Source organism: Streptomyces sp. NPDC058685 (assembly GCF_042714725.1).
GTDB lineage: Bacteria > Actinomycetota > Actinomycetes > Streptomycetales > Streptomycetaceae > Streptomyces.
The window spans coordinates 55,203-71,179 of record NZ_JBHXSL010000023.1 but is presented as its reverse complement, the minus strand read 5'-3'; the positions used below and the strand labels follow the sequence as shown (position 1 = coordinate 71,179).

The 15,977-nt window shown below is 70.7% G+C and carries 18 protein-coding genes; 9 read left to right on the top strand and 9 right to left on the bottom strand.

All coding sequences use genetic code 11. From position 1 onward, the window contains the following. Nucleotides 1-109: 109 nt before the first annotated feature. A complete protein-coding gene (locus ACFWU3_RS20080) occupies nucleotides 110-760 on the top strand; it encodes a TetR family transcriptional regulator (RefSeq protein ID WP_384439048.1) in 651 nt (216 codons plus the stop codon). A gap of 118 nt (nucleotides 761-878) precedes the next feature. On the opposite strand, the gene def is transcribed toward ACFWU3_RS20080, so the two are convergent. After that, a complete protein-coding gene (gene def / locus ACFWU3_RS20075) occupies nucleotides 879-1,418 on the bottom strand; it encodes a peptide deformylase (RefSeq protein WP_384439045.1) in 540 nt (179 codons plus the stop codon). A 114-nt stretch (nucleotides 1,419-1,532) separates the two neighbouring features. Here def and ACFWU3_RS20070 point away from each other — a divergent pair, with 114 nt between their 5' ends. The 5 genes from ACFWU3_RS20070 to ACFWU3_RS20050 all read left to right on the top strand — a co-directional run bounded on the left by ACFWU3_RS20070 (nucleotide 1,533) and on the right by ACFWU3_RS20050 (nucleotide 6,069). Further along, nucleotides 1,533-2,771: a MurT ligase domain-containing protein gene (locus tag ACFWU3_RS20070; protein WP_313947686.1), complete on the top strand. Its 1,239-nt coding sequence runs from the start codon at nucleotides 1,533-1,535 to the stop codon at nucleotides 2,769-2,771. A gap of 26 nt (nucleotides 2,772-2,797) precedes the next feature. Continuing rightward, nucleotides 2,798-3,526 carry a glutamine amidotransferase gene (locus tag ACFWU3_RS20065; protein ID WP_313947685.1) on the top strand — a complete coding sequence of 243 codons (729 nt, stop codon included), beginning with the start codon at nucleotides 2,798-2,800 and terminating at the stop codon, nucleotides 3,524-3,526. A 212-nt stretch (nucleotides 3,527-3,738) separates the two neighbouring features. Then, nucleotides 3,739-4,764, top strand: a complete 1,026-nt coding sequence (locus ACFWU3_RS20060) for a 6-phosphofructokinase (RefSeq protein ID WP_384439041.1) — start codon at nucleotides 3,739-3,741, stop codon at nucleotides 4,762-4,764. A 104-nt stretch (nucleotides 4,765-4,868) separates the two neighbouring features. Beyond that, on the top strand, nucleotides 4,869-5,819 hold the full coding sequence (locus ACFWU3_RS20055) for a cytochrome c oxidase assembly protein (protein WP_384439038.1): 951 nt from the start codon (nucleotides 4,869-4,871) through the stop codon (nucleotides 5,817-5,819). An 88-nt stretch (nucleotides 5,820-5,907) separates the two neighbouring features. Further along, nucleotides 5,908-6,069: a hypothetical protein gene (locus ACFWU3_RS20050; protein ID WP_327685392.1), complete on the top strand. Its 162-nt coding sequence runs from the start codon at nucleotides 5,908-5,910 to the stop codon at nucleotides 6,067-6,069. A gap of 161 nt (nucleotides 6,070-6,230) precedes the next feature. Here ACFWU3_RS20050 and ACFWU3_RS20045 read toward each other — a convergent pair whose 3' ends face one another. Together ACFWU3_RS20045 and ACFWU3_RS20040 are read right to left on the bottom strand one after the other, a co-directional pair. Next, nucleotides 6,231-6,623 carry an SSI family serine proteinase inhibitor gene (locus tag ACFWU3_RS20045; RefSeq protein ID WP_313947681.1) on the bottom strand — a complete coding sequence of 131 codons (393 nt, stop codon included), beginning with the start codon at nucleotides 6,621-6,623 and terminating at the stop codon, nucleotides 6,231-6,233. A 165-nt stretch (nucleotides 6,624-6,788) separates the two neighbouring features. Beyond that, on the bottom strand, nucleotides 6,789-7,325 hold the full coding sequence (locus ACFWU3_RS20040; protein ID WP_384439034.1) for an ATP-binding protein: 537 nt from the start codon (nucleotides 7,323-7,325) through the stop codon (nucleotides 6,789-6,791). 272 nt (nucleotides 7,326-7,597) lie between these two features. Between ACFWU3_RS20040 and ACFWU3_RS20035 the strand changes: the two genes are divergently transcribed. The 3 genes from ACFWU3_RS20035 (at nucleotide 7,598) to ACFWU3_RS20025 (ending at nucleotide 9,912) form a co-directional block, all read left to right on the top strand. After that, nucleotides 7,598-8,305, top strand: a complete 708-nt coding sequence (locus ACFWU3_RS20035) for a lysophospholipid acyltransferase family protein (protein ID WP_384439031.1) — start codon at nucleotides 7,598-7,600, stop codon at nucleotides 8,303-8,305. Between the two features lie 63 nt (nucleotides 8,306-8,368). Continuing rightward, on the top strand, nucleotides 8,369-9,427 hold the full coding sequence (locus ACFWU3_RS20030; protein WP_384439028.1) for an NAD-dependent epimerase/dehydratase family protein: 1,059 nt from the start codon (nucleotides 8,369-8,371) through the stop codon (nucleotides 9,425-9,427). Nucleotides 9,428-9,441: 14 nt separating this feature from the next. After that, nucleotides 9,442-9,912 carry a YbaK/EbsC family protein gene (locus tag ACFWU3_RS20025; RefSeq protein WP_384439116.1) on the top strand — a complete coding sequence of 157 codons (471 nt, stop codon included), beginning with the start codon at nucleotides 9,442-9,444 and terminating at the stop codon, nucleotides 9,910-9,912. Nucleotides 9,913-10,004: 92 nt separating this feature from the next. Here the strand turns inward: ACFWU3_RS20025 and ACFWU3_RS20020 are convergent, their stop codons facing one another. The 6 genes from ACFWU3_RS20020 to ACFWU3_RS19995 form a co-directional block, all read right to left on the bottom strand. Then, nucleotides 10,005-11,537 carry an alpha/beta hydrolase gene (locus ACFWU3_RS20020; protein WP_313949103.1) on the bottom strand — a complete coding sequence of 511 codons (1,533 nt, stop codon included), beginning with the start codon at nucleotides 11,535-11,537 and terminating at the stop codon, nucleotides 10,005-10,007. A gap of 199 nt (nucleotides 11,538-11,736) precedes the next feature. Further along, nucleotides 11,737-12,489, bottom strand: coding sequence for an urease accessory protein UreD (locus ACFWU3_RS20015; RefSeq protein WP_384439025.1), 753 nt, complete (start codon nucleotides 12,487-12,489; stop codon nucleotides 11,737-11,739). Continuing rightward, nucleotides 12,486-13,163 (bottom strand): urease accessory protein UreG, encoded by a 678-nt coding sequence (gene ureG / locus ACFWU3_RS20010; RefSeq protein ID WP_384439021.1) that lies wholly within the window; start codon nucleotides 13,161-13,163, stop codon nucleotides 12,486-12,488. Before ureG ends, ACFWU3_RS20015 begins: the two co-directional genes overlap by 4 nt. A 19-nt stretch (nucleotides 13,164-13,182) precedes the next feature. Continuing rightward, the gene (locus ACFWU3_RS20005) at nucleotides 13,183-13,845 is read right to left on the bottom strand and encodes an urease accessory protein UreF (protein WP_384439018.1); all 663 of its coding nucleotides are present in this window, start codon (nucleotides 13,843-13,845) and stop codon (nucleotides 13,183-13,185) included. A 104-nt stretch (nucleotides 13,846-13,949) separates the two neighbouring features. After that, on the bottom strand, nucleotides 13,950-15,671 hold the full coding sequence (locus tag ACFWU3_RS20000; protein WP_384439015.1) for an urease subunit alpha: 1,722 nt from the start codon (nucleotides 15,669-15,671) through the stop codon (nucleotides 13,950-13,952). Beyond that, the gene (locus ACFWU3_RS19995) at nucleotides 15,664-15,975 is read right to left on the bottom strand and encodes an urease subunit beta (protein WP_313947674.1); all 312 of its coding nucleotides are present in this window, start codon (nucleotides 15,973-15,975) and stop codon (nucleotides 15,664-15,666) included. Before ACFWU3_RS19995 ends, ACFWU3_RS20000 begins: the two co-directional genes overlap by 8 nt. Between the last annotated feature and the right edge of the window lie 2 nt (nucleotides 15,976-15,977).

Genomic DNA, 15,977 nt, shown 5'->3' with positions numbered 1-15,977 from the left:
TACCGGTTAGTAGCCCGTGTCAACCGAATCCCGGGGGATCCCCTGTACGGGCGGGCAGGGTGTTAGTTTGCGCAGGCGTTACGCAATCGCACGGCGGGGAGAAAGCCATATGGAGACCACACACCAGTCGTCCGACCAGGACCGACCGGCCGCCGACCGGCGCCGCCGCGAGTTGCTGGAGGCGGCCGACCGCGTGGTGCTCCGGGACGGTCCGCAGGCCTCCATGAACGCCATCGCGGCGGAGGCGGGGATCACCAAGCCCATCCTCTACCGCCACTTCGGCGACAAGGGCGGTCTCTACCGTGCGCTCGCCAAGCGCCACACGGACGCGCTGCTCGCCTCGCTGCGGGTCGCCGTCGACGCGCCCGCCGACCGGCGCGAGCGGGTCGAGGCCACGCTCGACGCCTACCTCGCCGCGATCGAGGCCCGACCGCAGGTCTACCGCTTCCTGATGCATCCCGCCGAGGACGCCCACCAGCCGGAGGCCGGATTCGACGTCGGCCGCCACTCGGCACCGCTGCTGCGCCGCCTCGGCGAGGAACTGGCCAAGGTGATCCACGACCGCGTGGACCTCGGGCCCGACGGCGAGCAGCTCGCGCGGGTGTGGGGCCATGGGATGGTCGGCATGATGCACGCGGCCGGGGACTGGTGGCTCGGCGAACGCCCGTGCTCACGCGCCCAGTTGGTGACCAGCCTGACGGATCTGCTGTGGGGCCGCCTGTTCGAGGTGCCGGACCGCGAGGACGGGCCCGGCTTCTAGTGCCGCGACCGGCCATGTCCGCCCGACAGGGCAGGGCTTGCCGAGGGCGTCACGAGGGCCTGCCGGGGCGGCGGCGCCGCGCAGTTCGGCTCCCGCCGGCGGAAGACCCGGTCCCGCTCTATGTGCTCCACTTCGCGCGTGCCGCCGCCCGCAGCACCTTCGCGCGTCGCCGGCCCGTGAGCCGGTCCGGGTAGACGATCCCCTCCAGGTGATCGCACTCGTGCAGCAGACAGCGCGCGAAGAACCCGGTCCCCTCGACGCGTACCAACTCCCCGTCCGCGGTCGTCCCCTCCACCACCGCACGGTCGTGGCGCGGCGTCCCCGCCTCGAGGCCCGGCAGTGACAGACAGCCCTCCGGGCCGCGGACCGTGACCCCGTCCGCCTCCACCAGACGCGGATTGACGATGTGTCCGAGATGGCGCACGTCCTCGTCGTCCGGGCAGTCGTAGACGAACACACGCAGCCCGACGCCCACCTGGTTGGCGGCCAGGCCCACTCCCTGCGCCGCGTACATGGTCGCGAACATGTCCTCGACGAGCTGCTTCAGCGCGGGACCGAAGTCGCTGACGGGTTCACAGGGGGTGTGCAGCACAGGATCGCCGAAGAGGCTCATGGTCCTCACGAGTCCGGAACTGCCGGGGATCGGCCGGTTTCGCATGGCCGCAAGCGTACGTTCAGCCGTGACCTCCGCGTCTCGGGCGGTGCCGAGGTAGGGCCGTGCGGCCGGACCTGGATAGGCTGGGCCGGACCGATGCAAGGAGGATCAAGGACGATGTCAGGCAACTCGGAGCCCCTGACGCCGCGCGCCAAGCTCGCCGTGACGGCAGGCAAGGCCGCAGCGGCGGTGTCGCGCGCCGCCGGACGCGGCAGCGGATCGGTGATCGGCGGCCGGGTCGCGCTCAAGCTCGACCCCGATCTGCTGGGGCGGCTCGCGCAGCATCTGGACGTCGTCCTCGTGTCGGCGACGAACGGCAAGACCACCACGACCCGGCTGATCGCCGAGGCCCTGCGGGCCAGCGGTCCGGTCGTCTCCAACGCCCTGGGTGCGAACATGCCCGCCGGCATCACCTCGGCCCTGGCCGGTGGCTCCGACGCCAAGTTCGGTGTGATCGAGGTCGACGAGAAGTACCTCGCCGGCGTCGCGCGCGATGTGACGCCGAAGGCGATCGCGCTACTCAACCTCTCGCGCGACCAGCTCGACCGTGCCGCCGAGACCCGGATGCTGGCCGAGAAGTGGCGTGAGGGCCTCGCCGGCTCGAAGGCCATGGTCATCGCCAACGCGGACGACCCGCTGATCGTGTGGGCCGCTTCCTCGTCCCCCAACGTGGTGTGGGTCGCAGCCGGCCAGGAGTGGAAGGACGACGCCTGGTCCTGCCCGTCCTGCGGCGGTGTGATGCAGCGCCCGGGCGACGACTGGTTCTGCGGCGAGTGCGGTTTCCGCCGCCCCGCCCCGAGCTGGGTGCTCAGCGGCGACCACGTGCTCGACCCGCACGGCTCGGCGTGGCCGATCCACCTCCAGCTCCCCGGCCGTGCCAACAAGGCCAACGCCGCCACCTCCGCCGCGGTCGCCGCCTGCTTCGGCGTGCCGCCGCAGGTCGCGCTGGAGCGCATGTACGCGGTGCAGGCCGTCGCCGGACGCTATGACGTGGTCTCCTTCCAGGGCCGCGATCTGCGTCTGCTGCTCGCCAAGAACCCGGCCGGCTGGCTCGAGACGTTCTCACTGATCGACCCGCCGCCGACCCCGGTCATCCTGTCCGTCAACGCCCGCGGCGCCGACGGCACGGACACCTCCTGGCTCTGGGACGTCGACTACACCCGGCTGGCCGGGCACCCGATCTTCGTCATCGGCGACCGCCGGCTGGACCTGGCCGTGCGGCTGGAGGTCGCGAACCTGGACTTCCGGGTCTGCGAGACGGTCGACGAGGCGGTGCAGCTCGCCCCGCCCGGACGGATCGAGCTGATCGCCAACTACACCGCCTTCCAGGACGTGCGCCGTCGCGTCGGGAACTGACCGGGGACAGCGAAAAGGACATGAGCATGAGCGACAACAGCCTGCGTCTGGTCTGGGTGTACCCGGACCTGCTCAGCACCTACGGCGACCAGGGCAACGCCCTCGTCGTCGAGCGCCGGGCCCGCCAGCGCCGCCTCGACGTGATGCGGATCGACGTCCGCAGCGACCAGCCGATCCCCACCTCCGGTGACATCTACCTGATCGGCGGCGGCGAGGACCGCCCGCAGCGGCTCGCGGCGGAGCGGCTGCGCCGCGACGGCGGGCTCAGCCGGGCCGCCTCCAACGGCGCGATCATCTTCTCGGTCTGCGCCGGGTACCAGATCCTCGGTCACGAGTTCATCAACGACCTCGGTGAGCGCGAGCCGGGCCTCGGCCTGCTCGACGTGGTCTCCACGCGCGGCGAGGGCGAGCGGTGCGTCGGCGACGTACTGGGCGACATCGACCCGCAGTTGGGCCTTCCGCAGCTGACCGGTTTCGAGAACCACCAGGGCATCACGCACCTCGGCCCCTCGGCCCGTCCGTTCGCCCGCACCATCCTCGGCCGGGGCAACGGCACGGGCGACGGCACCGAGGGCGCGTACAACGAGACCGTGTTCGGCACGTACATGCACGGCCCGGTCATGGCGCGGAACCCGCAGATCGCGGACCTGCTGCTCAAGCTGGCCCTCGATGTGAACGCCCTGCCGCCGACGGACGACCGCTGGTACGAGGCGCTGCGCGCCGAGCGCATCGCCACCGCGACCCAGCCCGCCTGACACCGCGCGGCACCGAGGCACACGCCGGCGTCCGGCGCCGTCCCCGGGCGCCGGACCGACAGCAGCCCGACGCCCGGCGCGTCCACGGCGGAGGGCGTCCAGCACTCGGACGCCCGGTTCGGTTCCCGACGCCCCGCGCCGGTAGGGTGGCGGGGATCCGACCGGACGACGTGGTCCGGGAGTCCGCCCACGTTGCAAAGGTAATTCGGGCAATGCGCATTGGTGTGCTCACCTCCGGCGGCGACTGCCCCGGCCTGAACGCCGTCATCCGCTCCGTCGTACACCGCGCGGTCGTCGACCACGGCGACGAGGTCATCGGCTTCCACGACGGGTGGAAGGGACTTCTGGAGTGCGACTACCGCAAGCTCGACCTCGACGCCGTGGGCGGCATCCTGGCCCGCGGCGGAACCATCCTCGGGTCCTCCCGTGTCCAGCCGGCGCACCTGCGTGACGGTGTGGAACGCGCCAAGGGACATGTCGCCGAGCTTGGCCTCGACGCGATCATCCCGATCGGCGGCGAGGGCACGCTGAAGGCGGCCAACCTCCTCTCCGAGGGCGGTCTGCCGATCGTCGGTGTGCCGAAGACCATCGACAACGACATCGCGTCGACCGACGTCACCTTCGGTTTCGACACGGCGGTCGGGGTGGCCACCGAGGCCCTCGACCGGCTGAAGACCACCGCCGAGTCGCACCAGCGGGTACTGGTCGTCGAGGTCATGGGCCGGCACACCGGCTGGATCGCGCTGCACTCGGGCATGGCGGCCGGCGCCCACGCCATCGTCGTCCCCGAGCGGCCGTTCGACATCGAAGAGCTCACCAAGCGGGTCGGTGAACGCTTCGAGGCGGGCAAGCGGTTCGCCATCGTCGTCGCAGCCGAGGGCGCCAAGCCCCGCGAGGGCTCGATGCAGTGGGACGAGGGCGGCAAGGACATCTACGGGCACGAGCGCTTCGCGGGCGTCGCCCGGCAGCTCTCCATCGAGCTGGAGGAGCGCCTCGGCAAGGAGGCCCGCCCGGTCATCCTGGGCCACGTCCAGCGCGGCGGAACCCCGACGGCGTACGACCGTGTGCTCGCGACCCGCTTCGGCTGGCACGCGGTGGAGGCGGCGCACCGCGGTGAGTTCGGCATGATGACCGCGCTGCGCGGCACGGACATCACGATGGTGCCGCTGGCCGAGGCCACCGAGACGCTCAAGACCGTCCCGGACGAGCGGTACGCCGAGGCCGAGACCGTCCTGTGAGGTAGTCGCAGACCGCGAACTGCCCCCGGCCGCAACCGCGGCCGGGGGCAGTTCTAGTCTGGTGCGGACAACAAGCACGAATCGGTACGCACAGGGGTGCACAGATGGATCACAGCGGGCACGGCATGACGATGGATCTGCCGCCGTTCACGCTGGGACGGGGTCTGGAGTTCTCCCCGGACCCGTTCTTCCTGACGGGTTGTGTGCTCGCGCTGGTGCTGTACGGCTGGGGCGTGCTGCGGCTCCGCCGGCGCGGCGACAGCTGGCCGGTCAGCCGCACAGTGCTGTTCACCGTGGGCGTGCTGAGCGTGGCCCTGGTCATGTGCACCAAGCTGAACGACTACGGCATGGTCATGTTCAGCGTGCACATGGTCCAGCACATGGTGATCAGCATGCTGTCGCCCATCGTGCTGCTGCTGGGGGCGCCGGTCACCCTGGCACTGCGCGCGCTGCCGGTCGCCGGCCGGGGCCGCAAGGGTCCCCGCGAGGTGCTGCTCGCGCTGCTGCACAGCCGGTACATGAAGATCGTGACCCATCCGGCGTTCACCATCCCGCTGTTCATCGCGAGCCTCTACGGCCTCTACTTCACGCCGCTGTTCGACTTCCTGATGGGGTCGACCGTGGGGCATGCCGCGATGATGGTGCACTTCCTCGCCGTCGGCCTCGTCTTCTTCTGGCCGATCATGGGCGTGGACCCCGGGCCGCACCGGCCGGGCTATGTGATGCGGATGCTGGAGCTCTTCGCCGGGATGCCGTTCCACGCGTTCTTCGGTATCGCCCTGATGATGGCGACCGAGCCCATGATCGGCGCCTACCGCAACCCGCCCGCCTCGCTCGGCATCGACGCACTCACCGACCAGAACGCCGCGGGCGGCATCGCCTGGGCGTTCAGCGAGATCCCGTCCGTGCTCGTGCTGATCGCCCTGGTCTTCCAGTGGTACCGCTCCGAGCAGCGGCAGGCCAGGCGCCTCGACCGGGCCGCGGACCGGGACGGCGACAAGGAGCTCGAGGCGTACAACGCCTATCTCGCCTCGCTCCGGGCACGCAGCCGGTAGTGAGCACGGCGGACGGGCAGTAGCGCGAAGCCCTCCTCGCGGGTGACCATGGTCCTGGGCGGCCGTGGCCGCACGGAGGAGGGCGCGCATGTCCGGATCCACGAAGGCGATGGGAGTGCTCACCGTCTCGACCCTGGTGGTCGTGACCGCCTATACGGCAGCACTCGGCAGCAACGGCTGGCTCTGGTTCGGCTGGGTCGTGCTCGGCCTGCTGACGATCGGGGTGATCGCCTCGCGCGGCAACAGCTGACGGCACGGGCGCCGCGAGCGCTCGGCGGCGCCGGCAGGCGGCGGGTGCTCGGCCGGTACGCGGACCGGGCGGGCACCCGGCAGCAGTCAGGGCCCCGGACAGTGGCCGGCAGCAGTCAGGGACGTCGGGCAGTGACCGCAGGTACGGCCGCCCGGCGGCGCTCAGAAGCGGAAGACCGCTCCGGTGGCCGCATCGAGCGCGCACGCGTTGGCGTAGGTCTTCTGCCAGCTCATCGAGCGCTGCTGCCAGCTGCCCGTGGCCTCGACCGTCACCGGGTCGAACTTCTTGGTGCACGGGTGCGGGTCGGCGGGCAGTTTGTCGAGGTCGCCGCCGGCCTTCGTGAGCGCCGCGCACGCGTCCGCCGCGGCGGGGTGCGGGCCACCGGGCTCGGGTGCGCACTTCAGCATCACCCCGCGCATCCAGGTGTTCTCGCTGCCGGACACGGTCAGGAACAGCCCTTCGCCGGCGACGGGCTCTTCGTCCGCGGCCTGCGCGGGCACCACGGCGGCAAGGGTCATCAGGGCAGCTGCGGCAAGAGTGACACTGCGGTACATCGAAGGCTCCTGGGGCTCGGGGAACGACGCAGGGTCGGACCGACGGAGGCAAGAGCACTCCTGGACGGGCGCGGTGGCAAGCGGCCGCGCGGCCCCGGTCGCGCGTACGGGCGACAGAAATCGCCCGTACGGCCCCGGGGCCGCCGCCTCGAACCGGCCGGTGTGTCAGCCGACACCCACCGGGACGCGTTCGGTGTCCTCGGCCCGGCGCCGCGCTGCGGGCTCGACGTCCCGACGGACGACGGGGTCCACGGGGAGGGGCTTGAACTCGGGCATCGGGGCCGAGGGGGCGGGGGTGGCCCGCAGCATGCGCTCGGCCTGCGTCACCCGCCTGCTGAACCAGATCACCTTGCCGGTCGGCGTACCGCAGGTGCCCCAGCTGTCACTGAGGACGGCGACGGTCGCGAGACCGCCCCTCGACGGGCAGGAACTGGTCAGCCGTGGCATATGGCTGTCGTTGTCCGCCACGGACGCGATCAGATGCCGCCCGGTCCAGCGCAGTTCCACCGTGCAGGTCTTGTCGCCGGTGACGTGCTGGACGACGTTGCCGACCAGTTCGTCGACCGCGCGACAGACGGGGGTGATGTGCGCTTCGAGCTTCCAGTGCCGAAGATGTGCCGCGAGAATGCGCCGGATCTGAGGGATCCGCTCTGTGGTTGCCTGCACTTCCAAGGTGTATCGGCAGGCGGCCTGAACGTGCATGACCGTGGCTCCTCACCGCAACAGGGCTGTCTCTTCGGATGCGGGCCCCCGAGTGCGAAGAGTGAGCACCTGACGCTTCTGGGTCACTGACCAGAGTGACCTCACGTCGTCACAACCGCAACACATCGCCCGACCGGAGCAGTGGCTCATCCCGTCGGGCACGGTTACGCGGAGCGTGCCGTGCACATAAACTGACCGTCCCCAAGACACCGACTGACCAGGGACGACGCGGCCCTGATCCTGATTCCGGACCGAGTGAGGAGCACCCTGAAGTGTTCTATTACGTGCTCAAATACGTCATTCTGGGGCCGCTTCTGCGGTTGCTGTTCCGGCCCCGGATCGAGGGGCTTGAGCACATCCCCGAGGACGGCGCGGCGATCGTCGCCGGAAACCATCTGTCGTTCTCGGACCACTTCCTCATGCCGGCGATCATCAAGCGGCGCATCACGTTCCTGGCGAAGGCGGAGTACTTCACCGGTCCGGGCCTCAAGGGCCGGCTGACCGCCGCGTTCTTCCGCAGCGCGGGACAGATCCCGGTCGACCGCTCCGGCAAGGAGGCCGGGCAGGCCGCGATCCGTGAGGGGCTGGGGGTGCTCAGCAAGGGCGAGCTGCTCGGGATCTACCCGGAGGGCACCCGTTCGCACGACGGGAGGCTCTACAAGGGCAAGGTCGGCGTCGCCGTGATGGCTCTCCGGGCAGGCGTGCCGGTGGTTCCCTGCGCGATGGTGGGCACCTTCGAGATCCAGCCTCCCGGGCAGAAGCTGCCCAAGATCAAGCAGGTCACCGTGCGGTTCGGCGAGCCGATGGAGTTCTCCCGCTACGAGGGGATGGAGAACGAGAAGGCCGCGATCCGCGCGATCACCGACGAGATCATGTACGCGATCCTCGAACTGTCCGGCCAGGAGTACGTCGACCGGTACGCGGCCGATGTGAAGGCGGAGCTGGAACCGGCGAAGAAGTTCCCGCGCCGGCGGCGCTGAGGGCGAATCTGCGCTCCGCTAAGTTTCTGGGCCCGGCCTCGGCCGGGCCCTTAGCGTTTGGACATGACCAGGGGAAACGCAGTCGTCGTCGGAGCAACGGGACAGGTGGGCCGGGCCGCGGTGCGCGCGCTCGCCTCGGACGGATGGGAGGTGCGGGCGCTCTCCCGCCGCGGCGGCAGGGACGAGAGCTGGCCGGAGGAGGTACAGGCGGTCGTCTGCGACCGGGAGGACGACGCGGCGCTGGCGGCGGCCCTCGGCGACGGCTGTGACGTGCTCGTCGACATGGTGGCCTACGGGTCGGACCACGCACGGCAGTTGACCTCTCTCGCCGGCCGGATCGGCTCGGCGGTCGTCATCTCCAGCGGCGCGGTGTACGAGGACGATCGGGGCCGGAGTTTCGACACCCAGCACGAGCCGGACGGCTTCCCGCGCTATCCCGTGCCGATCCCGGAGACCCAGCGGACCGTGGCGCCGGGCGAGGCCACGTACGGCACCCGAAAGGTGGCGCTGGAACAGGAGTTGCCGACGGCCGGCGGCCGTCTCGCGACGACGCTGCTGCGTGCGGGGGCGATCCACGGTCCGCACTGCCGTACGCCGCGCGAGCTGTACTTCGTGAAGCGTGCGGTGGACGGCCGGCCGGTGCGGATCCTGGCCCACGGCGGCCGCGACCGCTTTCATCCGGTGCATGTCTCCAACCTCGCCGAACTGATCCGGCTGGCTGCCCTCCGGCCGGGGTCGCGAGTGCTGAACGCCGGTGATCCCGTGGCGCCGACGGTCGCCGAGATCGGTGCGGCCGTCGACGCGGTCCTCGGCCGGAGCAGCGAGACCGTACTGGTGGAGGGGGCGAGCCCGCGCGGCGATGTCGGGGTGACACCGTGGAGCGTGGAGCACCCGATCGTCTACGACATGACCGCGGCCGAACGCGAGCTCGGCTACCGGGCGGTGACCACGTACGAGGACTCGCTGCCCGGGACGGTCGAGTGGCTGGCCCGGCAACTGCACGGCCGGGACTGGACCGAGGCCTTCCCGAGGATGGCCGAGCTGTACGCTCCGCAGGTCGACCTCTTCCCCTACGCGGAGGAAGACGCATGGCTGGCCGAGCGCGGACGGGATTCGAAGTGAGCGAAGAGCACGGCATGTACGCCAAGTTGATCGGGCTGCTGGACGAGCGCGGCGCGGTGTACCGGATCATCGAGCACGAGGAGCAGGGCGCGACCGAGGCGGTCAGCGCGCTGCGCGGGAACACTCTGGCGCAGGCCGCCAAGTGCATCGTGGTGATGGTGAAGATCGGCAAGAAGGAGAAGCGGTACGTCCTCGCGGTGGTGCCGGGCGACCGCCGGGTCGACCTTGGTGCGGTGAAGGGCCTGCTGGGCGGCACCTACGCCGGATTCGCGACACCCGAGGTGGCGGAGCGGCTCGCGGGCAGCGTGAGCGGCACGATCCTGCCGTTCTCCTTCGACCCCGAACTCGAACTGGTCGTGGACCCCGCTCTGCTGGTGCACGAGGAGATCTTCTTCAACGCGGCGCGGCTGGACCGTTCGCTGGCGCTGCGCACCGCCGACTACACCGCGGTCGCCGAGCCGCGCACCGCGGACATCGCGGGCTGACGTACGGCCGGGGGCATGAAGGTCGCGCGAGGGCCCGGGACATGAAGGAGGGGCGGCCGGGAACGGCCGCCCCTCCTCCGTGAAACCGGGACTTACGGCTTCGGCGTGGCGTGCGGGGTGCACGTCACATCGCGGCTGTCGACCTTGCCGCTGAGCAGGTAGGAGTCCACCCGCTGGTTGATGCAGGGGTTGACCAGACCGGTCACACCGTGCGAGCCGGCGTCCTTCTCGATGATCAGACGCGAGCCCTTGAGCCGCTTGTGCAGCTCGACGGCGCCCTCGAAGGGAGTGGCGGCGTCACGGGTCGACTGGACGATCAGCACCGGCGGCAGGCCCTTGCCGGACTTCACGTTCAGCGGGGTCTGCTGCTTGGACGACCAGGTGGCGCAGGGAAGGTTCATCCAGGCATTGGCCCAGGTCATGAAGGGGTGATCCCGGTGGAGCCGGGTGTTGTCCCGGTCCCACGTGCGCCAGCTGGTGGGCCACTTGGCGTCCGCGCACTCGACGGCCGTGTAGACGGCGTTGCCGTTCTCCGCGGAGATGTTGCCCGCGGTGTCGGACAGGTCCGGCGCCGCGGCGTCGACGAGTGCCTGGGTGTCACCGGCGATGTACTTGCTCCAGGTCTGGGCGGTGGGCACCCAGGCGGAGTCGTAGTACGGCGCGCCCTGGAAGAAGCTGATCAGCTCCGCCGGTCCGACGACCCCGCCGAGCGGCGCCTTCTTCGCGGTGGCCCGCAGCTTCACCCACTGCTGCTCGACCTTCTCGGGGGTGTTCCCGATGTGGAAGACGGCGTCGTTCTTGGCGACCCATGCCTTCCAGTCGTTCCAGCGCGTCTGGAAGGCGACGTCCTGGTCCAGGTTGGCCTGGTACCAGATCTTCTCCCGGGACGGGTTGACCACGCTGTCGACGATCATCCGGCGCACATGGCCCGGGAAGAGCGTCGCGTAGACCGCGCCGATGTAGGTGCCGTAGGAGACACCCAGGAAGTTGAGCTTCTTCTCACCGAGCGCGGCCCGGATCACGTCCAGGTCGCGAGCGGTGTTCGGCGTGGTCATGTGCGGCAGCATCCAGCCGCTGCGCTCGGCACAACCGTCGGCGTACTCAGCGGCGAGCTTGCGCTGCGCACGCTTGTCCGCCTCGCTGTCCGGCACCGGGTCGGCCTTCGGAGCCTTCACGAACTCCTGCGGGTCGATGCAGGAGATCGGCGCCGAGTGGCCCACACCACGGGGGTCGAAGCCCACGAAGTCGTACGCCTTGGCCGTGTTGGCCCAGAGCGGGTTCTTGCCCGTGACCCGGGTCGGGAAGCGCAGACCGGAGCCACCGGGGCCGCCGGGGTTGTAGATCAGCGCGCCCTGGCGGTCCGCCTTCGAACCGGTGTTGCCGATCCGGTCGACGGCGAGCTTGATCTGCTTGCCGTTCGGTCGTGCGTAGTCGAGCGGGACGGTCACCCAACCGCACTGGATCGGCTTGGCTATCGCCCAGTCCGCGGGGCAGTCCGCCCAGTCGATGCCCTTCTTGGCGGCACGTTCGGCAGCAAGCTGAACGCCACGCGCCTCGGAACCGCCGCGGCCGTCGGCGTTGGCCGCCGGAGCCACGACGGCGCCCATTATGAGGGTGCCCGCCATCAGAGTGCCGGCCGAGCCGAGCACTGCTGTGCGTCTCACGTAGAACTCCCCCTTCTGTCGTCGAAGTTCTCCGGGGGATCCTTTCGTCTGTGAGGCTGCGGGGAACAGGCCGTACTGGTGTTTCTTTACCGAACCAATAACCGGTATGCGCGGTCCCGCTGAGCGGTACGCCGGCGAAGGGGCGGCCGAACAGCCCTCCTCAGGACGGCAGTTCCGAGCGCAGCACCTCGTCGAGGACATGGCGCAACCGACGGGCGTCGGGGGCGACAGCGGTGACGAGGAAGGCCGGACCGGCGAGCGGGACGAGCACGGCCGACTCACCACAGAGGCGGGTTTCGTACGGTTTGTCGGCCCATTCCGGATGTACCACGAGGAGTTGGCCCACGGCCCGGTGTCCGGCGAGAACCGCTCCCCCGTCCCAGCCGGCGGGTGCGCCGGAGCCGTAGGAGAGCTCCTGGTCGAACAGAGGGCGGCCGGACCGGCGGACGGTCAGCCGGGTGGTCAGGGTTCCCGGATCCTCCCCGTGCCGGCCGAGGATCTGCTCCTCGCGGAGGACCAGACGTGCGGTGGCGGCGAGGTCGACGCGTGTGTGCATCCGCAGGTCGCTGCCACGGGCCGAGACGAGCTGTTCGGGGAGCCAGCGCAGCTCGGCGTCCTCGCCGACCGTCAACCGCACGTCGTAGTGGGCCTGTTCACTCCCCCGGCCGGGCAGGGCGATGGTCGCGGCCGCCGAGTCGACGTCGAGCCGGGCTCCGTCACCGACGTCGGCCTCGACGGCGAGCCGGTCGCCTCCGAGAGGTGCGCTCATGGCGCCGACGACCGTGACGCGGGAGTGCGCCCGGGACTGCGACTGAGCAGGCCGCGTACGGCGCAGCGCGAGGGGACCGTCGCCGGTCAGGACCGGCAGTCCGTCCCGGGTCGCGACGATCCGGGCGGTGGCGTGGACGCTCATGCGGTCCAGGCGGCGAGCTGCTCGCGCACCCAGTCGGCGACCGGGCCGACGCCCTCCTCGCTCCTCAACGAGGTGAAGACCACCGGCAGTTCACCACGCTGCTCCTTGGCGTCCGTGGCCATCCGGCCGAGGTCGGAGCCGACGTACGGCGCGAGGTCCGTCTTGTTGACCACGAGCAGATCGGCGGTGGTGACGCCCGGCCCGCCCTTGCGCGGGATGTCGTCACCGCCCGCGACGTCGATGACGAAGATCTGGGCGTCCACGAGACCCTTGGAGAAGGTGGCCGTGAGGTTGTCGCCACCGGACTCGACCAGGATCAGATCGAGAGGACCGACGCTCTCCTCCAGGTCCTCCACGGCTTCCAGATTCGCCGAGATGTCGTCGCGGATCGCGGTGTGCGGGCACGCCCCGGTCTCGACCGCCTGGATGCGCTCCGGCGGCAGCACGGCGTTGCGGAGGAGGAATTCGGCGTCCTCGCGGGTGTAGATGTCGTTGGTGACGACGGCGATGGACAGCCGGTCGCGCAGCGCACGGCACAGGGCGGCGACGGTCGCGGTCTTGCCCGAGCCGACGGGTCCGCCGAGCCCGATGCGCAGGGCACGCCGGGTGCCGTCAGGACGTACGGAGTCGGCGCTGACGGCGGCGGGACCGTTGGGGGCGTGGTCGAGGTGCATGGTGCGGCTCCAGGGTGTGTCAGGACGCGAAGAGGCGTACGGGCCAGGCCGCGTGCTGTTCGGCGGTGATGTCGAGCAGCGGCGCCGAGGCCGCCGGCAGGGCGTCGATGCCCTGGCAGGCGGCCGCGGCCGCCCGCTCGGCCACCTCGTCCATCGCGGGTGCGAGGCGGGCGAGCACGGCGGTGGCGTCGAAGGGGTTCAGGCTCAGGAGGCGTACGACCGCGGTGGCGGGGCCGCTCACGGTCTCGTAGGCGACGCAGTGTGCGGCGTCCTCCGGGCCGAGCCCGGCGGCCCGGGCGGTGAGCCCGATGACGACGGGCTGATGCGCACCGCGCGGGAGAGCGGCGGCGAGCGCGTCGAGTTCCGGACCGGGCCAGGTGGCACGGGCCGCGCGCATCATCTGCCGGCCGAGCCTGCGGGCCGTCGCCCGCAGGGCGGGGGACGGCGTGCGGGCGTCGGCGGCCTCGTCGAGTGCGAGGGGGTCGAGGCCGAGGGCGGCCGCGGCCGCGAGGGCTGCCGAGGTGAGACCGGTCGTACGGAGCCGGCCGTGGCAGAACTCCGCCAGATCCCGGGCATCACGGATACGGCCCGCCTTGACGGCCGCTTCGGCGCCGCCGGAGTGGGCGTGCCCGCCGGCGGGGAACCGTCCGTCGGCGAGGACGAGGAGTGCGGCACGGCTCATGACCGGATCCTCGTCGGAGGTGGTGTGCGTCTCTGTGCCGGTGGTTGCGCCTCTCTCGGTCCGGCGGCGGTCGTCGGCGCGGCCTCGTCTGTCGTCATCGGCGGTCAGAAGAGGAAGTAGCGCTGGGCCATGGGCAGTTCGACGGCGGGCGCGGGCTCGACCGGCTCCCCGTCGATCGTCACCGTGAAGGTGTCGGAGTCGACCTCGACCCGGGGCAGAGCGTCGTTCTCGCGCATGTCCGCCTTGGTGACACCTCGGGTGCTGGTGATGGGTACGAACTCCTTGTGCAGGCCCAGGCGTTCGGGCAGGCCGTCATCGATCGCGGCCGGGGCCACGAAGGTGAGCGAGCCCGTCGAGGCGGCCCGGCCGAGCGCACCGAACATCGGTCGCGGCAGCACCGGCTGCGGGGTCGGGATGGAAGCGTTGGCGTCGCCCATCTGCGCGTAGGCGATCTGGCCACCCTTGATCACCAGTTGGGGTTTGACGCCGAAGAAGGCCGGGTCCCACAACACCAGGTCGGCGAGTTTCCCGGTCTCGACCGAGCCGATCTCCCGGTCCATGCCCTGGGCGACCGCCGGGTTGATCGTGTATTTGGCGACATAGCGACGCACTCGGTGGTTGTCGGCCCGGCCGTCCCCGGGCAGGGGGCCCCGGCGCTTCTTCATCACATGCGCGGTCTGCCAGGTACGCAGGACGACCTCCCCGATCCGGCCCATGGCCTGGGAGTCGGAGGAGATGATCGATACGGCGCCGAGATCGTGCAGGATGTCCTCGGCCGCGATGGTCGAGGGCCTGATCCGCGACTCCGCGAAAGCGAGGTCCTCGGGCACCGACGGGTTGAGGTGGTGACAGACCATCAGCATGTCGAGATGTTCCTCGATGGTGTTGACGGTGTGCGGCCGGGTCGGGTTGGTGGAGCTGGGCAGGACGTAGGGCTCACCGACCACGGTGATGATGTCCGGTGCGTGCCCGCCGCCGGCACCTTCCGTGTGGTACGCGTGAATGGTCCGGCCCGCGATGGCGGCGAGGGTGTCTGCGACGAACCCGGCCTCGTTCAGGGTGTCGGTGTGGATGGCGAGCTGTGCGCCGCTCTCCTCGCAGACCCGCAGACAGGCGTCGATGACCGCGGGCGTGGCGCCCCAGTCCTCGTGGATCTTGAAGCCCAGCGCCCCGCCGCGCAGTTGGGAGTGCATGGCCTCGCCGGACATGGTGTTGCCCTTGCCGAGGAGGCCGATGTTGACGGGGAGACCGTCCAGGGCTTCGAACATCCGGGCGAGGTGCCAGGGGCCGGGCGTGATGGTGGTGGCCTTCGTGCCCTCGGCGGGCCCCGTGCCGCCTCCGACGAGCGTGGTGACCCCGGTCGCGAGGGCCTGGTCGACGAGCGTCGGCGAGATGAAGTGGACGTGGGCGTCGATGGCGCCGGCGGTGATGATCTTCCCGTTGCCCGCGATGACTTCGGTCTCGGGGCCGATCACGATCGCAGGATGGACGCCGTCCATGGTGTCCGGGTTGCCGGCCTTGCCGATGCCGGTGATCCGGCCGTCCCGGATGCCGATGTCGGCCTTGACGATCCCCCAGTGGTCGATGATCACGGCGCCGGTGACAACGGTGTCGGGTGCGCCGTCGGCACGTGTCGTACGGGACTGGCCCATCGACTCCCGGATCACCTTCCCGCCGCCGAACACGGCCTCGTCACCGGCGAGTCCGGGGCCGCCGGAGCGGTCCTCCTCGATCTCGACGAGCAGATCGGTGTCGGCGAGCCGGATGCGGTCACCGGTGGTGGGCCCGAAGAGGTCCGCGTAGAGGGCACGGTGCAGTTCAGGCATCGAGCGCGCCTCCCGTCTCCCCGCGCAGCCCCGTGATGACACGGAGTCCGGTGAAGGGCACCAGTTCCACGTCCACCGGGATGCCGGGCTCGAATCGCACGGCGGTGCCGGCAGCGATGTGCAGCCGCTTGCCGTGGGCCGCGGCGCGGTCGAAGTGCAGGCCGGGGTTGGATTCGGCGAAGTGGTAGTGGGAGCCGACCTGGACGGGCCGGTCGGCGGCGTTCACCACCGCCAGACGTGTGACCTCGCGGCCCTCGTTGAGGGGGACGGGGTCGTCGGCGAACAGGATCTCACCGGGAATCATCG

Coding starts and splice junctions, on each gene's coding strand:
- ACFWU3_RS20080 (WP_384439048.1), top strand. CDS start 110: ATGGAGACCACACACCAGTCGTCCGACCAGGACCGACCGGCCGCCGAC.
- def (WP_384439045.1), bottom strand. CDS start 1,418: ATGCGAAACCGGCCGATCCCCGGCAGTTCCGGACTCGTGAGGACCATG.
- ACFWU3_RS20070 (WP_313947686.1), top strand. CDS start 1,533: ATGTCAGGCAACTCGGAGCCCCTGACGCCGCGCGCCAAGCTCGCCGTG.
- ACFWU3_RS20065 (WP_313947685.1), top strand. CDS start 2,798: ATGAGCGACAACAGCCTGCGTCTGGTCTGGGTGTACCCGGACCTGCTC.
- ACFWU3_RS20060 (WP_384439041.1), top strand. CDS start 3,739: ATGCGCATTGGTGTGCTCACCTCCGGCGGCGACTGCCCCGGCCTGAAC.
- ACFWU3_RS20055 (WP_384439038.1), top strand. CDS start 4,869: ATGGATCACAGCGGGCACGGCATGACGATGGATCTGCCGCCGTTCACG.
- ACFWU3_RS20050 (WP_327685392.1), top strand. CDS start 5,908: ATGTCCGGATCCACGAAGGCGATGGGAGTGCTCACCGTCTCGACCCTG.
- ACFWU3_RS20045 (WP_313947681.1), bottom strand. CDS start 6,623: ATGTACCGCAGTGTCACTCTTGCCGCAGCTGCCCTGATGACCCTTGCC.
- ACFWU3_RS20040 (WP_384439034.1), bottom strand. CDS start 7,325: ATGCACGTTCAGGCCGCCTGCCGATACACCTTGGAAGTGCAGGCAACC.
- ACFWU3_RS20030 (WP_384439028.1), top strand. CDS start 8,369: ATGACCAGGGGAAACGCAGTCGTCGTCGGAGCAACGGGACAGGTGGGC.
- ACFWU3_RS20025 (WP_384439116.1), top strand. CDS start 9,442: ATGTACGCCAAGTTGATCGGGCTGCTGGACGAGCGCGGCGCGGTGTAC.
- ACFWU3_RS20020 (WP_313949103.1), bottom strand. CDS start 11,537: ATGGCGGGCACCCTCATAATGGGCGCCGTCGTGGCTCCGGCGGCCAAC.
- ACFWU3_RS20015 (WP_384439025.1), bottom strand. CDS start 12,489: ATGAGCGTCCACGCCACCGCCCGGATCGTCGCGACCCGGGACGGACTG.
- ureG (WP_384439021.1), bottom strand. CDS start 13,163: ATGCACCTCGACCACGCCCCCAACGGTCCCGCCGCCGTCAGCGCCGAC.
- ACFWU3_RS20005 (WP_384439018.1), bottom strand. CDS start 13,845: ATGAGCCGTGCCGCACTCCTCGTCCTCGCCGACGGACGGTTCCCCGCC.
- ACFWU3_RS20000 (WP_384439015.1), bottom strand. CDS start 15,671: ATGCCTGAACTGCACCGTGCCCTCTACGCGGACCTCTTCGGGCCCACC.
- ACFWU3_RS19995 (WP_313947674.1), bottom strand. CDS start 15,975: ATGATTCCCGGTGAGATCCTGTTCGCCGACGACCCCGTCCCCCTCAAC.